The sequence below is a fragment of the Trichormus sp. NMC-1 genome (assembly GCF_001858025.1).
In the GTDB taxonomy this organism is placed as follows: domain Bacteria; phylum Cyanobacteriota; class Cyanobacteriia; order Cyanobacteriales; family Nostocaceae; genus Anabaena.
Genome location: NZ_LZQD01000002.1, coordinates 570,702 through 592,059, shown reverse-complemented (window position 1 = coordinate 592,059; position 21,358 = coordinate 570,702). Strand labels below are relative to the sequence as shown.

22 protein-coding genes are annotated in these 21,358 nt (G+C 41.0%); 11 read left to right on the top strand and 11 right to left on the bottom strand.

Annotation, left to right across the window (positions count from 1 at the left end; all coding sequences use genetic code 11):
- Positions 1–106 precede the first annotated feature (106 nt).
- Positions 107–727 carry a hypothetical protein gene (locus A9Y75_RS09340; RefSeq protein ID WP_071189278.1) on the bottom strand — a complete coding sequence of 207 codons (621 nt, stop codon included), beginning with the start codon at positions 725–727 and terminating at the stop codon, positions 107–109.
- Between the two features lie 362 nt (positions 728–1,089).
- Between A9Y75_RS09340 and A9Y75_RS09335 the strand changes: the two genes are divergently transcribed.
- Complete coding sequence (locus tag A9Y75_RS09335; RefSeq protein ID WP_071189277.1) at positions 1,090–1,638, top strand: pentapeptide repeat-containing protein; 549 nt, start codon at positions 1,090–1,092, stop codon at positions 1,636–1,638.
- A gap of 677 nt (positions 1,639–2,315) precedes the next feature.
- Complete coding sequence (locus A9Y75_RS09330; RefSeq protein WP_071189276.1) at positions 2,316–2,801, top strand: SET domain-containing methyltransferase; 486 nt, start codon at positions 2,316–2,318, stop codon at positions 2,799–2,801.
- Between the two features lie 278 nt (positions 2,802–3,079).
- Here A9Y75_RS09330 and cobJ read toward each other — a convergent pair whose 3' ends face one another.
- The 4 genes from cobJ to cobG are packed head-to-tail and all read right to left on the bottom strand — an operon-like array spanning position 3,080 to position 7,428.
- Positions 3,080–4,507, bottom strand: a complete 1,428-nt coding sequence (gene cobJ, locus A9Y75_RS09325; RefSeq protein WP_071189275.1) for a precorrin-3B C(17)-methyltransferase — start codon at positions 4,505–4,507, stop codon at positions 3,080–3,082.
- 10 nt (positions 4,508–4,517) lie between these two features.
- Complete coding sequence (locus tag A9Y75_RS09320; protein ID WP_071189274.1) at positions 4,518–5,222, bottom strand: precorrin-2 C(20)-methyltransferase; 705 nt, start codon at positions 5,220–5,222, stop codon at positions 4,518–4,520.
- A 2-nt stretch (positions 5,223–5,224) separates the two neighbouring features.
- On the bottom strand, positions 5,225–5,851 hold the full coding sequence (locus tag A9Y75_RS09315; protein ID WP_071189273.1) for a precorrin-8X methylmutase: 627 nt from the start codon (positions 5,849–5,851) through the stop codon (positions 5,225–5,227).
- Positions 5,852–5,901: 50 nt separating this feature from the next.
- On the bottom strand, positions 5,902–7,428 hold the full coding sequence (cobG, locus tag A9Y75_RS09310; protein WP_083389534.1) for a precorrin-3B synthase: 1,527 nt from the start codon (positions 7,426–7,428) through the stop codon (positions 5,902–5,904).
- Positions 7,429–7,811: 383 nt separating this feature from the next.
- Between cobG and A9Y75_RS09305 the strand changes: the two genes are divergently transcribed.
- From A9Y75_RS09305 to cbiE, 3 genes are read left to right on the top strand one after another with little or no spacing between them, the layout of a single operon-like run.
- A complete protein-coding gene (locus A9Y75_RS09305; RefSeq protein WP_071189272.1) occupies positions 7,812–8,135 on the top strand; it encodes a type II toxin-antitoxin system RelE/ParE family toxin in 324 nt (107 codons plus the stop codon).
- Complete coding sequence (locus tag A9Y75_RS09300; protein WP_071189271.1) at positions 8,132–8,458, top strand: XRE family transcriptional regulator; 327 nt, start codon at positions 8,132–8,134, stop codon at positions 8,456–8,458. Before A9Y75_RS09305 ends, A9Y75_RS09300 begins: the two co-directional genes overlap by 4 nt.
- A 30-nt stretch (positions 8,459–8,488) precedes the next feature.
- Positions 8,489–9,718 (top strand): precorrin-6y C5,15-methyltransferase (decarboxylating) subunit CbiE, encoded by a 1,230-nt coding sequence (gene cbiE / locus A9Y75_RS09295; RefSeq protein ID WP_071189270.1) that lies wholly within the window; start codon positions 8,489–8,491, stop codon positions 9,716–9,718.
- Positions 9,719–9,767: 49 nt separating this feature from the next.
- On the opposite strand, the gene A9Y75_RS09290 is transcribed toward cbiE, so the two are convergent.
- Complete coding sequence (locus A9Y75_RS09290; protein ID WP_071189269.1) at positions 9,768–10,376, bottom strand: hypothetical protein; 609 nt, start codon at positions 10,374–10,376, stop codon at positions 9,768–9,770.
- A gap of 204 nt (positions 10,377–10,580) precedes the next feature.
- Positions 10,581–11,171: a thylakoid membrane photosystem I accumulation factor gene (locus tag A9Y75_RS09285; RefSeq protein WP_071189268.1), complete on the bottom strand. Its 591-nt coding sequence runs from the start codon at positions 11,169–11,171 to the stop codon at positions 10,581–10,583.
- Positions 11,172–11,536: 365 nt separating this feature from the next.
- Between A9Y75_RS09285 and A9Y75_RS09280 the strand changes: the two genes are divergently transcribed.
- From A9Y75_RS09280 to A9Y75_RS09270, 3 genes are all read left to right on the top strand, one after another.
- On the top strand, positions 11,537–12,874 hold the full coding sequence (locus A9Y75_RS09280) for a Mur ligase family protein (protein WP_071189662.1): 1,338 nt from the start codon (positions 11,537–11,539) through the stop codon (positions 12,872–12,874).
- A gap of 296 nt (positions 12,875–13,170) precedes the next feature.
- Positions 13,171–14,352 carry an LdpA C-terminal domain-containing domain gene (locus tag A9Y75_RS09275; protein ID WP_071189267.1) on the top strand — a complete coding sequence of 394 codons (1,182 nt, stop codon included), beginning with the start codon at positions 13,171–13,173 and terminating at the stop codon, positions 14,350–14,352.
- Positions 14,353–14,392: 40 nt separating this feature from the next.
- A complete protein-coding gene (locus tag A9Y75_RS09270) occupies positions 14,393–16,129 on the top strand; it encodes a R3H domain-containing nucleic acid-binding protein (RefSeq protein WP_071189266.1) in 1,737 nt (578 codons plus the stop codon).
- A gap of 170 nt (positions 16,130–16,299) precedes the next feature.
- On the opposite strand, the gene hpsU is transcribed toward A9Y75_RS09270, so the two are convergent.
- On the bottom strand, positions 16,300–16,869 hold the full coding sequence (hpsU, locus tag A9Y75_RS09265; protein ID WP_071189265.1) for a hormogonium polysaccharide biosynthesis acetyltransferase HpsU: 570 nt from the start codon (positions 16,867–16,869) through the stop codon (positions 16,300–16,302).
- A gap of 13 nt (positions 16,870–16,882) precedes the next feature.
- On the opposite strand from hpsU, the gene A9Y75_RS09260 reads away from it, so the two are divergent.
- Positions 16,883–17,329: a hypothetical protein gene (locus A9Y75_RS09260; RefSeq protein ID WP_236721364.1), complete on the top strand. Its 447-nt coding sequence runs from the start codon at positions 16,883–16,885 to the stop codon at positions 17,327–17,329.
- Here A9Y75_RS09260 and A9Y75_RS09255 read toward each other — a convergent pair.
- The 3 genes from A9Y75_RS09255 to A9Y75_RS09245 form a co-directional block, all read right to left on the bottom strand.
- A complete protein-coding gene (locus tag A9Y75_RS09255) occupies positions 17,314–18,243 on the bottom strand; it encodes a glycosyltransferase family 2 protein (RefSeq protein WP_071189264.1) in 930 nt (309 codons plus the stop codon). The two genes, A9Y75_RS09260 and A9Y75_RS09255, sit on opposite strands and share 16 nt — an antisense overlap.
- Before the next feature lie 18 nt (positions 18,244–18,261).
- On the bottom strand, positions 18,262–19,194 hold the full coding sequence (locus A9Y75_RS09250) for a glycosyltransferase family 2 protein (protein ID WP_071189660.1): 933 nt from the start codon (positions 19,192–19,194) through the stop codon (positions 18,262–18,264).
- 174 nt (positions 19,195–19,368) lie between these two features.
- Positions 19,369–20,175 (bottom strand): hypothetical protein, encoded by an 807-nt coding sequence (locus A9Y75_RS09245; protein WP_071189263.1) that lies wholly within the window; start codon positions 20,173–20,175, stop codon positions 19,369–19,371.
- 137 nt (positions 20,176–20,312) lie between these two features.
- Here A9Y75_RS09245 and cobU point away from each other — a divergent pair, with 137 nt between their 5' ends.
- Together cobU and A9Y75_RS09235 are read left to right on the top strand one after the other, a co-directional pair.
- Positions 20,313–20,861, top strand: coding sequence for a bifunctional adenosylcobinamide kinase/adenosylcobinamide-phosphate guanylyltransferase (gene cobU / locus A9Y75_RS09240; protein WP_071189262.1), 549 nt, complete (start codon positions 20,313–20,315; stop codon positions 20,859–20,861).
- A gap of 56 nt (positions 20,862–20,917) precedes the next feature.
- Positions 20,918–21,343, top strand: coding sequence for a hypothetical protein (locus A9Y75_RS09235; RefSeq protein WP_071189261.1), 426 nt, complete (start codon positions 20,918–20,920; stop codon positions 21,341–21,343).
- The last annotated feature ends 15 nt before the right edge of the window (positions 21,344–21,358 follow it).

Here is a 21,358-nt window from a genome sequence, read left to right as displayed (position 1 = left end):
CCTCTCTAAGCGTCAGGTTGATATTTACAGAAGGTGTCTGATAGCGTGGTGCAAGCCATATCAGGATTTCCAGGATTTTAGAACTTACCCATTGATAAGAAATTTATCAATCCAAATTCCTAATCCAGATTGCTAAACCTCCTCCACGGCCACGCGCTGCAATGAAGTCTTCCGTAACTAAAAAGAAGGCAAAAAAGGGTAATTTAGCTATGGGTTGGTTGTAAAAATCCTCAGTCTCAACTTTACCAGAACGAATTGGTTGATTGTAAATAACACGATTAAACAAACTCATTTGCATCTGGGTAAAGTCAAAAGCCAATAAATTTTTTTTACCTAAATATTGTGCTGGCCCCGTCAATTTCAACGATACCTGACCAAATTGCACCTGATTACCAATTTCCCCTCTACCTAAAGCCTGTTCTAAACTGGGACTAAAGGAAATATGTGCTGCTACAAATTTGGGTAGATAGAAACCTTTACCCAATATAATTCCCCCGCGCTTTCTAACTTTTTTTGTTCCAGTCGCAAAACAAAGTCGCCATTTACCAATCAGAGATTCAAAGGAATAATTCAGGCGTTGTTGTTTAGCAGTTTTTTCTGCTTGTAGTAAGGCATTTACTAATACCTCCGCAGTCGGAAGTTTATTTCCTTGACGATAGTCAGCAGCAGCTTGGGATAGGGTGCTGACAAAATCAGGTGTAGTGGTAGATGTCAAATCAGCCTTCATGAGAACATTGGAAATTTAGGGTTTTATCTGCTTTGCTTATGATCTTGATCGATTCTAACCTTTATTTTCCTTAAGAAAGCATAGGGGTTAGCAGACTCATATTAGCGTATATATAAGGAAACCAATAAAATCATTACCATTAGACATCTCCAGAAATTAAATATGCGTTATCCACAACCCTTGTAGAGACGTTCCATGGAACGTCTCTACATTCTTTTTTGGAGATGTCTATTAAGTTAAGTATCTTTCCACTAAGGATAGATTCAAAATACCAAAATCTTTAGCACAATAGAATTACCAAATAGTTTTTGGTGTGGTTTGAGGAGTATCTAACTCACCTAATAGGTATGACGAGGTGAAATATGGATGCTAGAAAACTCCTGAGTCAATATAAATCAGGAGAGCGGAATTTTCAGGGCATAACCCTACATCAGGCTAATTTAAATCAGGCTAACTTGAGTGGGATAAATTTAGCTGAAGCTGACTTGAGTGGTGCTGACTTAAGTCAAGCTAACTTGAGTGGATGTAACTTAAGCAGAGCAAATTTGACTAATGCTGACTTAAATGCAGCAAATTTGCAATATACCAATTTGAGTGAAGTTAACTTCATTGGCGCTGATTTAATGAAAGCCAATCTCAGAGAAAGTAACCTGAGTCGTGCAGATTTGCGTGGTGCAAATCTAATGTTGGCGAACTTACTGGGTGCAAACCTTAGCGAAGCAGAAATGAGTGGTGCTGTTTTAACTGGTGCTAATCTTAACAAAGCCAATTTAATGGGTAGCAATATCAATGAATCAGAATTCAATAGTGCAGATTTAGCAGGAGCAATCATCACGGAAGTAGAGATGACCGAGGAAATTTTGCATATCGGTTTATCTCATCAATGGATAACTTGGGCTGGGAGTTACTAATTCTGTGGAGACGCGGTTGCTATAAATAAAATTTTTGGACATAACTCTATTAGTTATGTCTTTTTATTTCTGCATCCTCACTTAATCAAAAAACAGGGGCAATTCATGAATTACCTCTACGTGAATAAAGCGCAGCCTCACAGATAAGAAGTAAAAGCTGCTTGATATTTGATAGCGTATGCCATATCTTGTTTTTCAGTTTGTATAGCAACGGACAAAGCGGTTAGGACATCAACTAATCCTAAAACTTAGACACTAAAAGGCTTCTAGCACTGTCACCTGTCACCTGTTCCCTGTCACCTGCTATACCTCCCGCAACTTGCAATCTGCTATATATAAAAAAATGTCCGCGTTAGCAGACATTTATAAGGGCTTTTTACTTGTATAGGCTACAATCATGTATGGAAGATGCTGTTTTTATTGTTGATGATTAGAAGTAAAAAATCAAGCCTTTTAAACTAATTAACCAGACATAATCACTTGAATTATATCTTTTTTATCAAGATTTCTACTATATTTTTAATATTAGAAAAAGCTTAATAAAAGACATTATACCTATTGAACAAATCAGTTTTCTCTGCGTAATCTTTGACGCGAATCTATCCTACGGGTGTCTAGATGTGATATGATTGGTACTTCAACAAAAATCATGCTCAAATAAAGTAGGAGAACTGAACTTGGAAACACAAAACACGGCTTCTTTCTTAGACACTAACTATCGGGTAAAGGTGGTTGGACAAAGAAACTTAAACAGAACAGCAGTTGCAACACATGATATTAAACAGGGTGAGGTAATATATAATATATTGCCTTACGCAGTCAAAACAAATGCAGATTTTTTAAGTGTCCAGATTGGGACAGAAAAACATATTCTTGATCGGCTACTAGAAGCAATGAATCATTCTTGTTCTCCAACAACGTTTGTGGATGTTGCTAAAATGCAAGTGATTGCTATAAAAAATATCTCGGAAGGAGAGGAATTAACCTTCTTTTATCCTTCGACAGAATGGGAAATGGATAGACCATTTCAATGTAATTGTCAATCTTCTCAATGTATTAGTTTTGTGAATGGAGCTAAACAATTATCAATTAGTCAAATGATGGAATTTCAACTCAATCTCCATATCAAAAACTCGATCAAAGATTCCTTGAATATTGACTGATATAGCAGGTGACAGGGAACAGGTGACAGGTGACAGTCTGAAGAGTCTTTTTTTGGTGTCTAGGTTTTATAATCAGTTGGTGTCCTAACCGCCCTGTCCGTTGCTATAGTAAATTACTAAAATTAACAAATTATTTTTAGACATAATTCCGATATTTATGTCTTTGAGTCTTCAGATTTCTTGGTATTTTTAAATTAAAAAGGTAAAGGTGGTCAGGTATAACAGCCCCAAGGATAAGCTTTTATTGTTGGGGCTTTATTTATGGATGAAATAGCTGCTCAGGCTTGGTAACGGCGCGGTGTATAAACCCAGACTTGATCATCACCCTGTTGAATCTGACGAGTTTGAGAGGAACCAATGAGAATCAAAGTTCGCATATCGGCTGATGCTGCTTCTAACTGGTCAAGGGTGATGACTTTGACTGCTTCTCCAGGTCTACCAAGGTTCCGCCCTAATACTACCGGAGTATCTGGCTTTCTGTACTGTAGCAAGATATTTTTAGCTTCGGCTAATTGCCAAGTGCGTTCTTTGGAAACAGGATTATAAAAAGCAATGACAAAATCAGCTTGGGCTGCTGCGGTAATGCGTTGGGTGATAATTTCCCAAGGTTTTAAAATGTCAGATAGGGAAATCGCACAGAAGTCATGTCCTAATGGTGCGCCAATGGTAGCTGCTGTGGCTTGCATGGCGGATATTCCAGGGGCGACTTGGATTTCGATGTTTTGCCATTCTGGTTTGTTGTAGCGGTCTAGAACTTCAAATACTGCGGCTGCCATTGCATAGATACCGGGGTCGCCTGATGAAACCACTGCTACATATCTTCCCTGGGCTGCTAAGTCTAGCGCCATTTTTGCCCGTGCTTCTTCTTCCCGGTTGTCGGACTCATGAATGTGTTTACCATCAGCAAGAGAACCGATTAAATTTATATAAGTTTTATAACCGACTAAATCAGTAGCAGCATTGAGGATTTCTTTGACTTGGGGAGACATCCATTTTGATGCACCAGGGCCAGTCCCAATTATGGCTAATTTTCCCCGTTGTTGTTCTTTGGTTTCCGAATCGCTGTCTATTGCTAACTTGTCTGGGTGATAAACTAAACAGTTAGGTTGAGGAGTTCCCAAATTTTCAGTAATCTGAATTGTTAACTCTCCGTTGGGGTCTATTGGTAATTGACTTTCACTCAACCAAGGGGCTGTTCCTTCTAATTTAACTTTTGCCCCGGCTAATAAGTCAGCAATAAATTTTTTTCCATCTTCTGGGTTAGCTAAATGATATCCAGGAGGAGGAGATAGCAAAGCTGTGCGAAAACGCAAATCACCTGTGGTCGTAATTGCTGGTTTGACATTTAGCACTTCTGCAATTTGACGGGCTAAATCATTGACTCCACTCAGTCCACCTAAAAGCGGGACTACTGCGCTACCATCTTCAGCTACGGCTAACACTGGGGGTTCTTGACTTTTATCTGTAATTAGGGGTGCTAAAGTTCTGATGAGAATACCAGCTGCACAAATACCAATTAATGGCGTTCCGGTAGCGAATAACTCTCGCAATGTTTCGCCAAAATTCGTAAAACTAACATCAACATCTGAGGTGCGATTTACTAAACCGTATAATTTCGCCCCTGGTAAAATACTGGTAATTTGCCGTCCTACTGCTACACTATTTTGACCCAATATAACAACGGCAGCTGCAACCCTTGTGTTCATATTTTAGATTTTAGAGTTTCTGTTTAGTCGGTATGACAATCATCGAAAAATATGGAACTTCTTCGGGATTCACTTCATCGAGTGGTAAAATTCTCTGTTGTGTCGTTGTTGCCCGTTCAATATATTTTGCCCGTGATGCTATTCCTAATTGATGGAGGACATCGCGGACTTTGGTAAAATGGCGACCCAGTTTCATGATTGCAGCTGCGTCTGTGGCTAATAGATGTGTAATTAGCATTTCTGTGGGCAGTGTGGCAGGTAGAACTGTGAGAATATCGTTGTAGTAGGTGAACGGTACGCCCAGGGAGACTGGACAGGCCATGAGTGAAGAAATTCCGGGGACAACTTCCGTTTGGTATTTATCAGATAAACGTGTGAAGATATACATGAAGGAACCGTAGAAAAACGGGTCTCCTTCACATAATACAACCACATCCCGACCAGATGCCAGATGGTCGGCGATGGGTTTAACTTCTTGGTCGTAGATGGATTTGGCTTTTTCGGGTTCTAAGGCGCGGGGAAGATGATACAAAACCTCGATTTGATTGCCGGGTAAATATTGCGACACTATTTTTCTGGCGATACTTTCCCGGTCTGTGGCTGATTGATAAGCTATGACGGGGGCCGATTGTAATAGCCGCAATGCTTTTAGGGTCAATAGTTCTGGATCTCCAGGCCCTACACCAATTCCATACAGACGACCGCCCGTTTTCATGATTATTCTTCCTCGGTTGCTAAGGCGTTAATGGCAGCTGCTGCGATCGCACTTCCGCCCCGTCTTCCATGTAAAGTTAAAAATGGTACATTGCGGCTATCCGCTGCCAATGCTGCTTTTGATTCGGCTGCACCCACAAACCCCACTGGAAAGCCTAAAATTAAGGCTGGACGTGGAACGCCAGTATCGAGCATTTCTAATAACCTAAACAGGGCTGTAGGTGCATTTCCAATCGCTACTACTGCCCCGTCTAGATGGAAACGCCATAATTCCAACGCTGCTGCTGACCGGGTATTTCTCAACCGTTTGGCTATTTGTGGTACTTCTGGGTCGTTGAGAGTACAGATAACGTTGTTATTGGCAGGTAATCTTTTTCTGGTAACGCCTTCGGCTACCATACGGCAATCACACAAAATTGGTGCGCCAGCTGCTAAGGCTTTTCTACCTGACTCTACTGCATTTGCTGAATATCCCAAGTCTGTAACTATATCCGTCATTCCACAGGCATGAATCAGGCGGACTGCTACTTGTGCTACATCTTCTGGCAGGAGATCTAGCTTCGCTTCTGACCGGATAATAGCAAAAGAATTACGGTATATTTCATTAGCATCGCGTATATAGTTTGACATTTTTCTTTATTTGATATTTTGGATTTTCAACCGCCGATAAAAGCGGATATTTAGCTATGATGTATTGCTTGTTTGAGTTGGGGAGCATGACGTTGGCTGAAATCTCTAAAGGTTTCTTTAGAATTTAGACGTTCTATTTTATACGTTTTTAACATCTGCTCAATTAGTGCTGGAAGTTCGCTAAAATTTACATATTCATAAAGTTGATGTCCAAATTTTTGTAAGGTACTGTCACTAACATAAACTTGATATCCTTCTAAAGTTTCATTTTCTGACTCAATGCTGACACCAAGCAAGGTAATATCAGCTTGATTATGTTGGGCGCAAGATTTCGCACAACCGCTAAAATGAATATTAACTGGATAATCTAGGATAATCCGATTTTCAAGATATTTTGCTAATTTTAAGGCATGATCTTTAGTTTCGGTTGCGGAAGCAGCACAACCGCGTTTACCAGAACAAGCCACTAATGCACTTTTAATATTAGTCGGAGAATAACTTAGTCCTAAGTTGCTAATTTCTCTTTCTACTTCGACGACTTGTGGTTGGGGAATATCGGTAATCAGCAAATTTTGCCAAGGTGTTAGCCTAATATTACCACTACCATATTTTTCTGCTAAATCACCCAAACCTCTCATTTGCAAACTTTCCACCCTGCCTAGGGGTAGGACGACACCAATATAGAATAATCCTACTTGTTTTTGGGGATGAATACCAATTGAGTCTGCCGGAACAGTTATCATATCTGTTTGGGCTGGTAATTGGGAAAAGCTATGACAAACTAGGGGTTGGGAAGTAAGGGATTTGCTTGTAAAAGCTAAACGCAGATAATTTTCTATCCCTAAATTATTGATAACTTCCCGCAAACGTGGTTTGCGTTGACTTTGAGAATCTATATGTTGTAAATAAACATCCGCTAAAGCTGCTAAAACTGGTAAACATTCCTCTGGTTTTAAGAAAATTCCTGTATCTCTAGCTGGTTCTCCTTTTTCACCAATAGTCAAATAAAGACGGAAGTAAATATTACCATCAACCAACACAGCCTCAAAGGTGATATCGTTAAGCTGATTCAATACCGAAACTTTACCACCACCATCAAAGCAAACACTAAATTTAGCAGATAGTCCGCCTAAATGAGGATGTGCTGTAATATAATTATCCCAGGCTTTCACTAAGGGACGAGTATCGATTAATTCCTGGAAATCAATACCCGCAGTGGGGCTGGTCATAATGTTACGGATATGGTCTACATTAGGATTGGCAGAACCTAAACCCAATTGCTGTAAATGCTGGAGAACTTCAATATTTATCCCGGTTTTGATTTCTCGGATTTGCAAATTGGCTCGATTTGTTACATCTACATAGCCACCACCATAATTATCGGCTATGTTTGCGATCAATAGACATTGTTCACTCTCCATATTCCCGCCTGGTATTCTGATGCGAGACAATATGCCATCTTGGGCAGGTGTGGTGTAAAATAAGCCTGGACAGGCGGTAAATGCGGACAGCAAAATTAAAACTCCTTCTCTGTGTGACGCAGAGACAGAACTTGATAAACTCCTTATAGTTGGCATTCTGACTTACTCAATTTTGGATTTTGGATTTTGGATTTTGGATTATTTTCTTACCCGTGTTTTTCCGAGTCTGGGGTTCTGAGTCAACCCCCAACAATCTAAAATCTCTTGTTCGGAAATCTAAAATTGCCTCACAGCTGCGGCACAGTCCCGGAATTTCACCGAAGTTTCCCAACTCTAAGATTTAGCAGTTTAGCACAAGGAGGTATTTTGCGGATCGCTTTGAATCAAGAGCAGCGAAATAGATAAATTTGAAATTTATCCTTCAGGCTTTGCACAGGGGATATTTCGTGTTATTGTCTGACTTGTTTTTATAGGAAATTTCATATAAAATGGACGATGATGAAAATATTATAGACATTCGTTTACGACCTCTTGTTTAGATGGGAGACTCTCTCAAAAATATCCGCTCATTTCCTGAAGATGTGCGTGCTTCATTAGGCTATGCGCTACAACTGGTGCAAGTAGGCGAAACACCAATGGATGCCAAGCCTTTTAAAGGGGTTGGAAACGGTGTGTATGAAATCGTCAAACGCTACGATACCGATACTTACAGGGCAGTCTACGCGGTAAAGGTTGGGGATAAAATTTATGTTCTGCACGCTTTTCAGAAGAAATCAAAGCAGGGGATTAAAACTCCACAGGCTGATGTTGACTTGATTAAGCAACGCTATAAGGACGCGGTAGCAAGGGAGAAACAATCATGACACAGGAACCAGTTTTTGAAGAAAGCAGTGGCAACGTATTCGCTGACCTCGGTTTATCGAATGCAGATGAACTTTTTACGCGGGGTAAAATAGGGCTTCAGGTACTCCGTCTCCTGAAACAACGCAACCTTAAACAGCGCGAAATCAGTGAACTTCTTGGCATTCCTCAGCCAGAAGTATCTCATTTAATGAAAGGAGAGTTTCAACGTTTTAGCGAGGGTAAACTCCTGATTTTTCTCAAGCGACTTGATACGGAAATCACTTTACATCTTCGTCCTCATCATCCGCTAAACCAATCTGCTGAAACTGTAATATTGCTATAGGGCGTGTAGCGGTATTACGAATTATTATTTATGAATAAATGGCTATCAATAATCGGTATAGGCGAAGATGGAATTCCGGGATTAAGTGCGATTCCTAGGTCGCGCTTCGCTATCGCTCTTTCTCTCCTTAACCAAGCTACAATTATTGTCGGTGGGGAACGTCATCTGGCTATGTTACCCCCAAACGACAACCGCGAAAAAATCACTTGGAAATCTCCCTTTAGCGCTTCAATAGCAGAAATTATTCAACGGCGAGGTCAAGCAATTTGCGTGTTAGCTAGTGGCGACCCGATGTGTTACGGTGTGGGTGCAACTATTACAAATCATATTCCTATTTCTGAAATTACGATTATTCCTGCACCTTCGGCTTTTAGTCTTGCTTGTTCTCGATTAGGATGGTCATTACCCGAAGTGGAAACCTTGAGTTTATGCGGTCGTCCAGCTTCTCTTCTCCAATCTTACATCTACCCAGGTGCGAAGTTATTGATTTTGAGTTCAGGACAGGAAACACCGAAAATTGTGGCTGAACTCTTGACAAATCGTGGTTATGGTGATAGCAAAATTACCGTTTTGGAAAGAATGGGCGGTATTCATGAACGCATTTTAGAAGGTATCGCCGCATCTTGGCAAGAAACAGAAATCGCAGCTTTAAATACCATTGCAGTTGATTGTATCGCCGATGTGGGAGTAATGCCTTTATCGAGATTTCCCGGTTTACCTGATAGTGCGTTTCACCATGATGGACAATTAACTAAATGGGAAGTGCGGGCAATTACTTTATCGAGTTTAGCACCTTTACCGGGGGAGTTGCTTTGGGATATCGGTGCTGGTTGTGGTTCAATTTCGATAGAATGGATGCGGAGTAACTTTCGATGTCGTGCGATCGCTCTTGAACAAAACGAAACTAGAATAAATTATATAATCGATAATGCCGCAGCTTTAGGGACACCCAATTTACAAATCATCACCGGAAAAGCACCAGAAATAATTCACAACTTACCCACACCCGACGCGATTTTTATCGGTGGTGGAGTCACCGCACCAGGACTATTTGATATTTGTTGGAATGCGTTACGTCCTGGGGGGAGAATGGTTGCAAATGTTGTGACTTTAGAAGGTGAACAAACCTTATTTCAATGGTATGAAAAAGTGGGAGGAAATTTCACCCGCATTTCTATTCAACGCGCAGAACCAATTGGTAAATTTTTAGGTTGGAAGGGAATGTCTCAAGTTACGCAATGGATAGGATATAAGTTATGAAAACCCTGATTAATTAAACGCAGATAAACGCAGATAAACGCAGATGAAATCAACCAATGGGATAATTACCAGGGTTTACCGCATGAATAAATTCACTACCTGAATGTGGTCTTCCTCGTTTATAAGCAGCTTCCTCCGGTTGACCCCAACCCAACTGCAAAATAACTTCTAAAAACTTCGAGTTTTCCCATTTTAACAAACTAGCCCATTCTGTTCTTTGAATAATTCTCTCAACATCTAATATATTGATTTTTTCGTGTAATTTACCATTACTCACACTCAAATATAACTCCATTTCTGCTGTAACTGCATTCCAAAATTCCAGAATTGAATTTTTTGAAGTTTTCAAAATTTCCAAATCACTTTTTAAAGCAATTAACTGCGCGTCAACTTCGGGATAATGTAGAGTTTTTCCCTTGACTGTCAAATCTTTCCAGACAATCCCAGAAACTTCATTTTCTCGTTGATATTCATGAATCGATGCTTTAAAATCTTGATAGGCTGTAAACTTTTGTAGCCCTTCACTTGTGATAAACTGGTCGAGAACGGGATTGCCAGAGGCCGTTACCTCTAACTTAAGACGTTCTCCTTTCAGACAAGCTTGGCGTTCATCTGCTAAAATTTGGATGAGTTCCTGGGTAGTATAAACTTTTGGCATCGGAACAAACCTAATTAGTAGTTATTAGTTATGAGTCATTAGTCATTGGTGAAGCGTGATTTAACTATTATCTCTTGACCGGAATAGAAATGCAGTATCAGGTAAAACTAAAAATCTGCACCTGGATATGAGAAATGATGTATATAGAAAATAAGTCCGCTAGTGCGGACTTCCAGAAAAGTTAATTATCCTGTGTGGAAATGTTTACTGACTCAACTCGCTGCTGAATTCATTAAATGAGCGTTGCTTGAACTCAATAGACTGGTCACGAGGTAAGAAATCAAACACTTCTCGAAATTTGTCGTCTATCTCTTCAAAAGGAACTTGACCCTTTTTATTCAAGATTACTTTTCCTGACTTGTCAAAAATGACAACTTGCGGTACACCCCCTGAGTAGTAGTATCCTGGTTCCGTGGGGTCGTAGCTTGCCTTAATTGGTATTGTATCAACACTTATGGGGATAATCTCCGCTGCTCGTCCATAGAATGCCTGAGTTTGGGAAATAAAGACCGCATACTGTTTACAATCCTTGCTATCATCAACATAAAATGCCAGCAATGCGGGTTTATGTTGTGCTAAAGTCTGGGCTAGGGTTTGTCTGGGAGGAACTAGAGAACCATTACCAGCATAAATTACGAAAATATTCCCTTCGTATCTATCATCTTTCATACCTGCCGAAGCTGGCTGTATACTTATGATAAGTAGACAAATCACCAACAATAAGCATTTTGACACCAACCGTCGCCAGTTAGCAATTATTTTAGTTTGTAAAAAAAGCCACTTCATGCTATTCATCAACGAGAACCTTTTAAGCTACTATTTTCCCTAAGTTTGTGCTGAATTCAGCCGACTAGTACCGCTTTGCGGAATTAAAAATTAAAAATCAAAAATTTAAAAAGCACATTACACAAGCTTTTCAAGAATTTTTAATAATTGGTTGACTTACGCAAAGATGTACTAGCCTAGATATATAATTACATCTACGCACCATTTTTTAAGATACCCTGTGGTGGGATTATTTATCATACCAATTTTGTTCGTGCAGCTTGCCATAGACTCTATTTTGAATCTTGAATTATTAATGTGTGGCTTTTTGTGCCAAGATTCGCTACACTTGCAAGATTAAATTTGTAATTAAAGACGATACGTTAACAACGGCTGTGGGAAAGAAAATAGAACTTATAGATAGACTACAACTGGGTTTAGCGGTATCAATCGCTAAAAGTGTCACATTTTTAGTACGCTCTCTGCGTCTTGGTGCTGCTAGTGTATTACCAGGGTCTATTGCGCGACGCATTGAACCCCGAATTTTACAATTATTGAGTCAGCAAGTTAAAAACGGAATAATTTTGATTGCGGGAACCAATGGAAAAACCACTACAGCCCTATTATTATCTACGATTTTAGAACACAAAGGTTACAAAATTGCCCATAATGCTACTGGAGCAAATCTAGAAAATGGTTTAGCAACAGCTTTAATAGACAACGCGAACTTACTAGGTTCTCTAAATGTAGATTACGCCATTTTGGAAGTTGATGAAAATATTGTTCCCAAAGTTTTAAAACCTCTTCAACCCCGGATTATTCTCTGTTTAAACTTGTTCCGTGACCAACTCGATAGATATGGGGAAGTTGACACCATTAGCAAACGGTGGACAAAAGTTATTTCTACATTACCAGAAGCAACGGTAGTTATTCCCAATGCTGATGATCCAACTTTATCAAATCTCGGTCAGCAATTACCCCAAAAGGTGTTATTCTTTGGGTTAAATGAACCAGAACATTATTTAGAAGCAATTCCTCACGCTGTAGATTCTATTTATTGTCCGAGATGTGGACATTCTCTTGATTATCAAGGGGTTTACCTATCCCATTTAGGAGATTTCACCTGTCCAAGTTGCGGTTTTACTAAGAGTAAACCAGCTTTAGAAAGTGGTGAATGGTCACAAATCCTGGTTGGTTTATACAACAAATATAATACTTTAGCCGCAGCCACCGCAGCCAAAGAATTAGGAATTGATGAAGTCACAATTAGAGAAACAATTAATAGTTTCCAAGCTGCTTTTGGTCGAGCCGAAGATTTAGTAATTGATGGAAAACGGGTGAGGATATTATTATCTAAAAATCCTGTGGGGACAAATGAAACTATTCGTGTTGTTACTCAAAGTACAGATAAAACAACTTTGTTGGTTTTGAATGACCGCACCCCGGATGGTACTGATGTATCATGGATTTGGGATGTAGATACAGAAAAATTAGTAGAAAGAGGTGGGACTTTGGTTGTAAGTGGCGATCGCGTGTATGATATGGCCTTACGTCTACGTTATAGTCAGAAATCTGCCCAGAGTAACCTCAACTTGATTGTAGAAGAAGACTTGCGGCAAGCGATCGCTACAGCATTGGCACATACACCAGCCAATGAAACTCTACACATTCTCCCCACCTATTCCGCCATGTTAGAAGTGAGAGAAGTTTTAACAGGTAGAAAAATTCTTTAATGTGTGCTTAATCGAAATACTGCAAAATGTCAAGTAACGCACCTTATACCAGATTAATATGAAGCTGCATAGAATAATGGAACGCGGATACACGCAGATAAACGCGGATGAAGACAGATAAATCAATGGATTTCAGAATTATGTGCAAGCTCACATAAAATTGGTATTACCGCATCATGACAAATTACACTCCTATAGTCAGGTGAAAATCTAAGATCACTATGCAAAAAAAATAAATGCGATTTTTTCTAGATGATCCGGTGCAATTTTCCGGCCGATAAACGCATAATAGAAGAGTGACTAATCTGTTAGCCCCTTTAAAATCCCTACAACAAGGTCGCTGGTTCAAATTGATCTGTGGAGCCAGTTACCAACATTTACCTGCGGTCAGAAGCTTAACATTAGCCTACACTTTGGCGGGCGCTGACTGCATAGATGTGGCAGCTGATCCAGCTGTGGTTGCCGCAGCACAAGCAGGTTTACTAGCAGCCAAGGATTTGGTGAGGGATGCCCAAGAGCGAGGCTTTGGCTTTCAAGGCAATTTACCCTTGTTAATGGTCAGCCTCAACGATGGAGAAGACCCCCATTTTAGAAAAGCAGAGTTTAATTCTAGTAATTGTCCAACGGATTGCCCTAGACCCTGTGAAAAAGTTTGTCCAGCACAAGCAATTGTGTTTAACAATATAGAAGATAGTTTTTCAGGAATTGTTGCTCAGAAGTGTTATGGCTGCGGTCGTTGCATCCCAGCTTGTCCCTATGACATAATTGATACAGTATCATATGTCTCAACTCCAGAAGCCATAGCTTCGCTTGCCAGAGGCAACGCACCACTGATCATGCAAACGGGAATAGATGCGATAGAAATTCATACACAAGTAGGGCGTTTGGCAGAATTCCAGCGCCTGTGGTCAGCTTTGGCATCTGGAGTAGATAAATTAAAGGTAATAGCTATCAGCTGTAACGATCATGAAGGACTAATTGATTACCTGCAAGCAATTTATAAAATCATTGCCCCCCGTCCCCAAGTTGTAATTTGGCAAACAGACGGGCGCTCTATGAGTGGTGACATTGGCGATGGAACCACTATAGCAGCCATAAAATTAGGGCAAAAAGTTTTGGCAGCAAACCTACCAGGATATGTGCAGTTAGCAGGCGGTACTAATAGCTACACCGTCCCCAAGTTAAAGGCAATGGGACTGCTAAACGATTTTAGATTGCCGATTTTAGATTTTAGATTAGAACATAACAATCCAAAATCCAAAATCCAAAATCCAAAATCCAAAATTGCCGGCATTGCTTACGGTAGCTATGCCCGTGTATTGCTGTCACCCATTCTTGAAAAATTAGAGAATCAGGAGGTGAGTCACACTAGTATTAAGGCAACAGTCCGTCTGGAAGAAGAACCAGAATTACTCTGGCAGGCTGTAGAGCTTGCCCATTCTCTCGTTTCCCAACTCAAGTCACAGCGGTACCCCTAATCGCTCATTCGTTATCTCTACAAACGTCACCATAGAAAGCATGACGATTACAGAAGATCTCCAAAAGTTGTTAGACATTTTGCCCCAAGACCTGCGAAACGTACTAGAGAATCATCCCAAACGAGATAGTTTAGTGGAAGTGGTCTTGGATTTAGGTCGTCGCCCCGAAGCTCGCTTTCCTAATGAAGCTGAGTATCTAAGCGAAACACCCGTTACTCAAGCACAAATAGATGATTGCATTCAAAGAGTTGGAACCTTTGGCGGAGATAATCGGGCGGGAATTGAGCAAACTTTGCATCGGATTAGTGCTATCCGCAACCGCACGGGTAAAATTATTGGCTTAACCTGTCGTGTCGGTCGGGCAGTATTCGGCACAATTGCCATGATCCGCGATTTGGTCGAAACTGGTCAATCGATTCTCATGCTCGGTCGTCCAGGTGTGGGTAAGACTACCGCCTTACGAGAAATTGCCCGTGTGTTGGCGGATGATTTACATAAACGTGTTGTAATTATTGACACCTCTAACGAAATCGCTGGAGATGGTGATGTTGCTCACCCGGCAATTGGTCGTGCTAGACGAATGCAAGTGGCTAAACCAGAACTACAGCACCAAGTGATGATTGAAGCTGTAGAAAACCATATGCCAGAAGTCATCGTTATTGATGAAATTGGTACGGAACTGGAAGCTTTAGCGGCGCGTACCATTGCGGAAAGGGGTGTGCAATTGGTAGGTACTGCTCACGGTAATCAGATTGAAAACCTGATTAAAAACCCTACCCTTTCTGATTTGGTTGGGGGTATTCAGGCTGTGACGTTAGGAGATGATGAAGCCAGAAGAAGGGGTTCTCAAAAGACGGTTTTGGAACGTAAAGCTCCTCCCACTTTTGAGATTGCTGTGGAAATGCTAGAACGACAGCGCTGGGTAGTACATGAAAGTGTAGCTGACACAGTTGATACTCTGTTGCGAGGTCGGCAAGCCAGCCCACAAACGAGAACTGTTGATGAACAGGGAAAGGTGGCGATTACCAGACAGCTATCTGTGGTTAATGGTCGCGGTGGACAGCTGGCTAATGATGAAGAATCTTTCCCCGCTGCTCGGCAGGTCAATGGCTGGCGTGCTTCTGGACAAATGGTAGCTCTGCCGCCTTTGTCTCTAGAACGGGAACGTCCGACTGGGCGCAGTGAATTTGACCGCTTGTTGGATGAATCTTTCAATTATTCAGACAGTATTGATTTCAGTACTCCTAAACTAGCGGGGCCAAATGGGGAAGATTTACCATTACACATTTACCCCTATGGGGTGAGTCGTCACCAATTGGAACAGGTAATTAATGTTCTCACTTTGCCTGTGGCATTAACAAAAGATATAGATAGTGCTGATGCAATTTTGGCATTGCGATCGCACGTCAAAAATCACGCTAAGTTAAGGCAAATGGCAAAAGCTCGTCATGTGCCAATTCATGTGATTAAGTCCAGCACCATTCCCCAAATTACTCGTGGTTTGCGGCGGTTGCTGAACATGGATGATCCGGAACTGGGCGATGACCGAGAATTACAATTGTTACTTCACAATGGCAGTGATGACGAGATGGACGCTTTGGAAGAAGCAAGACTTGCAGTTGAGCAAATTGTCATTCCTAAAGGTCAGCCTGTTGAGTTATTACCTCGTTCTTCTCAAGTTAGAAAAATGCAGCATGAGTTGGTAGAACATTATCGACTCAAGTCTGACAGTTTTGGCGAAGAACCAAATCGTCGGTTAAGGATTTATCCGGCATAATTTCAAAACCTCAACTACCCACACTGTATTCGGAAATTTCTAATCCAGTGTGGGCTTTTATAGCAGGGGATGGGGTGATGGGGAGACGCGGAGACGCGGAGACACGGAGATGGGGAGAAATAATGATCTACTGCCCCCTGCCTATTTATTCCCTGTTCCCTGTTCCCTGTTTACGAATTACGAATTATTCTCTCATGGTGAGGACGACAAGGACTGCCCCAACAAACTTGATTCGGTGGCATATTAGTAAAAACACTACTACGCGCCCCAATTACTGCATTAGCACCGATTTCTACTCCTGGGGCTAGGAAACAATCTGCTGCTACCCATGCACCATTACCGATGGTAATACTTGCGGTTTTTAAACCAAAGGCTGGATCTTGAATATCATGACTACCTGTACACAGGTAACTTTTTTGAGAAACTATGCACTGTTCACCAATAATAATCTGATCAAGACTGTAGAAAACTACATCATCACCAATCCAACTGTAATCACCAATGGTAACTTTCCAAGGATAGGTAAAACGGGCTGTGGGTCTAATTAATACGCCTTTGCCAATCTTAGCTCCAAATAGCCGCAGCAGGGCGCGACGCAGAATATTTAGCGGTTGGGGAGTCAGAGGAAATGCGATCGCTTGCACCAACCACCATATTAAAACATACCAACCCGGACGACCTCGGTCAAACCAGGATTGGTCATATTTACGTAAATCTACAAAAGGTCTGTCATCTGTCATTAGTCATTGGTCATTGGTCATTGGTCATTGGTCATTGGTCATTGGTCATTGGTCATTGGTCATTGGTCATTGGTCATTGGTCATTGGTCATTGGTCATTGGTCATTGGTCATTGGTCATTGGTCATTGGTCATTGGTCATTGGTCATTGGTCATTGGTCATTGGTCATTGGTCATTGGTCATTGGTCATTGGTCATTGGTCATTGGTCATTGGTCATTGGTCATTGGTCATTGGTCATTGGTCATTGGTCATTGGTCATTGGTCATTGGTCATTGGTCATTGGTCATTGGTCATTGGTCATTGGTCATTGGTCATTGGTCATTGGTCATTGGTCATTGGTCATTGGTCATTGGTCATTGGTCATTGGTCATTGGTCATTGGTCATTGGTCATTGGTCATTGGAGTCATTAGTCAGGAGAAAGATAAATATTTCCCCATTACCCATTACCCTGCTTCCTGAGACAAAGTTGAGGAGGTTGATTCAGATGTATTGGCAGTATTTAACTGTCCACCACAACTGCGTAATTCGTAAAGTTTGACTCCAATTTGATATTCATATTGGCTCAATAACCGTCCATAGATATATCCAGCTTTGCCATCTAAAAAGCCGCGCTGAACAATATAGAACAAAATAAACCTTAATAATGGTTTAAATGGCAAGCGTACCCACACTGTTTTTAAGAAGCGTTTACGTTGTACTGCATCACCAAATAGATTTGCACCAATTGTTTTACCATTATCTTTACCTGTGAGCAAATTTAAATACACACGAGCTTCCCAATTAGAATAGCGGTTATGTCTTTCTAACCAGTGATAAAGATTGCGGAAATCTTCGTGGAGCATATCATGTTTGAGATACCCAACTTGTCCTTGCAAAATTACGTGTTCGTGAACTTCGTTATCACCTGTGTTGGGTATATCTTCGGTGTTGAGGTTTTCGTAGCGGCCTTTTTGATGTTTAAATAAGCGGAGATTCCAATCAGGATATTTACCTCCGTGACGAATCCATTTTCCCAAGAAAAATACACGGCGATTGATGTAATAACCATTACACTCATTGCTTTTAATTACTTCGGCAATTTCTGCCCAAGATTCAGGTGTAATCCGCTCATCACAATCAACAATTAGCACCCATTCATTCCGAAAAGGTAGATTTTCTAATGACCAATTTTTCTTTTTCGGCCAACTGCCATTAAAGTTGAATTGTACGACTTTTGCCCCGTAACTCTCCGCAATTTCAATACTTTTATCGCTACTTTGGGAATCGACAACAAAAACTTCATCAGCTACTGCCAGACTAGTTAAACAGGCAGGTAAGTTAGATTCTTCGTTTTTGGCGGGAATGAGTACGGAGACTGGTATTTTAGATGACATAATAATTTTTACTTTAATTTATTTTTTGTTCGCTGTAAAAAGAAGTCCTTGAATGGCTGCATTTAAGTAACCAATCTGACCATAAGCATAGACTAGTTTATCAAATCTTTCGGCTGGATCAGTAATATATTGTAAGGATTTATATAAGCCACGTACAAACTTCTCGCTGCCTCGTTGCAGTTGACCAATACCGGCTTTACCAGCAAGTTGTTCCCGATAGCACTCACTAATACCTTGCCACCAACCCCGGTTTAAAAACCAGGAGGGTTTTAGACGTTCTGGGGCAACATTGTGAGCAACTAGGGCTTGGGGAAGATAAGCTACTTGCCAACCACGCTGAAGGGCAAATTCGGTCATTTGCAGTTCTTCATTAGATAATAGGTTTTTGCCGACTCGTCCTAGTTGAGGGTCAAAACCGCCTATAACTTCTAGAAAACTGCGCCGAATAGAGTAATTTAAGCCTCTAGGGGTGGAACCGGGCTGTTCAATGTAGACGATACTGTCTCCCAAGTCGTAGGCTCCTAAGTTACCTGCTAGTCCGGGAGATATCCACTTTGGTGGTTCAATGTCTGGAGGCCAGATGAGGGTAACTTTACCACCAGCGATCGCTATGTTGGGATTATTTTCGTAGGCAGAATACAAAACTTGCAACCATTGGGGACTAGCGACTGCATCATCATCCAAATAAGCGATAATTTCTGCGCTGGTAGCCTTAGCGCCTGTGTTGCGAGCTACTGATAAGCCTAGGGTAGGTTCAAAAATGTAGTTAAGGCGGGGATCGGTTGCTCTTTGTTCTACAACTTCACGAGTGCGATCGCTAGATCCATTATCCACTACTACAATTTCAAAGTTAGCAGTAAAGTCCTGCGCCAATAGACTGTCAATCGCTGCACCTAAATAGGTATCTCGATTGTGAGTACAGATGATAGCAGAGATTTGTAAGTCCGGCATGGGATTGATTACTATAGTTTTTAAATTTAGAATTTCGTTAAAAATATCCAATTCAACTTTTGCCTACTGGTTATTAATCTACCCTATAAAGTACTTATTGACGAACGTAATTTTGCTGAAAACAATTTTTGGCGACAAGTTTCATGAAAAAATTGTCACCAATTTAGCAATACTTTATGCTTGTCGGATATGACTGTGTAAAGCCACAAGTGTTTCTGCTAATTGACTCAGCCGAGTTTCTAGATATTGTTTGCGTCCAAACAGTTGACGTAATTTTTGATAACGGGCGATAGCCATGCTCACAGTAGGAACTTGCTCTACTGGACATAAACGCGACCAGACTTTACCAGCCGCATCGACTCCACAGAGACGGTAGCCAGTACGCGATGATGGAGATGATCCCTGATCACCAGTTTCACAAATTTCTTCCACATAATCCATCAGACGCTCAACTTCCGCATGACGCAGTGTTGCCGTTCCTCCTGGTTCTGGTTCTTGAGGATTGGATTCTAACCAGCCATTAATCACTGGCCCATCTAAATAAATATCCTGGATTTGTTGCAGAATGACCTGTAGCTCAGTTTGCCAATCAGCGACAGTCTCTTGAATTTCTTGTAAGAGATTCATTGCAAATGCTGGATTGGCTCCGTGGCGATGGTTACTGAAGCTCGGTGTTTTAAACTTAGGTAGGCTAGGTGTTTTGCCTCCACCTAACTGCGCGGGAAAAGTTTGTACGGAATTATCCTGGGAAAATAAATTGGGATCTGAAGACGATTTACTGTCAGGATCTTTGCTTAAGTCAACGGTATTGATGCCCTCATCATCTGAAGGCTCTGTAATGTCTGTAGTTTTGTTAGCTCCGATGCTAATCCTAAAGGAGAACGGGCGTTTTGTTGAATCACCTGTGTCTGTGCTTAAGTCAGTGCCACGAATCCCCAAATCATGTAGAGTTGCCTCAATCCGTTTTAAGCCTGCTTTCATAAAGAGATCCTGAAGCTTGTTCTGGTGGTATTGATTGATTTCCGAATCAGTTTGTTAAGAGAGCAAATTATTGAGAAACTTTTCTTTATTCTATAGGTAGAACAAGAGTTTATGAAAGACCAAGATTGTGATATCTTATGAGTAGAGTTATTTTAGTAACAGGCCCAGCACGCTCAGGTAAAAGTGAATGGGCGGAAACTTTAGCAATACAGTCAGAAAAACCCGTTATTTACATAGCAACAGCTACAGAAAATCCCCAAGATCAAGAGTGGCAGCAACGTATTGAAAAACACCAAAAACGCCGTCCTCAAGACTGGGTAACTTTATATGTACCTGTAGAACTTGCTGCTACCCTAGCTAATGCCCGGCCTAATACCTGTCTTTTAATTGATTCTTTGGGAACTTGGGTCGCTAATTTTCTAGAACAAGACGATGTGAGTTGGGAAAATACCCTGGCAGAATTGCTCAAAATAGTGCGTTTAGTTGAGGCTGATCTAGTATTTGTAGGGGAAGAAACAGGTTGGGGTATAGTACCAGCTTATCCCATAGGTAGGACATTCCGCGATCGCTTGGGTTCTTTAGTTCGTCAGTTAGGTGCGATTTCAGAAACTGTTTACTTAGTCACTGGTGGTTATGTTCTTAATCTCAGTCTTCTCGGTTCTCCCTTACCAGTAGCAAAGCCTTAATTCAAAATTAAAGATTGACCAGGTAAAATTTCTGAATTAAAACTACAATTAAGCATATGGCAAACGAACAAGAAGTTAAAGAATATATTGCTCACTGGTTTCAGTTAGGGAAGAAAGTGATTGTAGGTAATGGTAATCACAGCTTCTTACCTAGCCCAGTCCTAAAAGGCGATCGCTATAGCCCAGAATTTGAAGAATGCTGGCAAAGTATTCTTTCATTAGAAATTAGTGACTGTTATTTAGAAGGCACTCACGAAACCATAGCTGAACTGCTGACACCAGCCTGGGAAATGCTGCCTTGCAGTCGTTGTTCTATGCCAGTACCCATACGTAGTGTGGGAATGCCAGCTTTGTTTTGTCCCTGTAATAGTTTATCCAACTGGCCTAATACCGAACTACCAACGCCGCGCGGCCCCGTTAATAGCCAAGATCAACTGACAGTAATTTGCGATCGCTTAATCGATAATATTCCTTGCATTTGAGTTGGTAAAATCCAA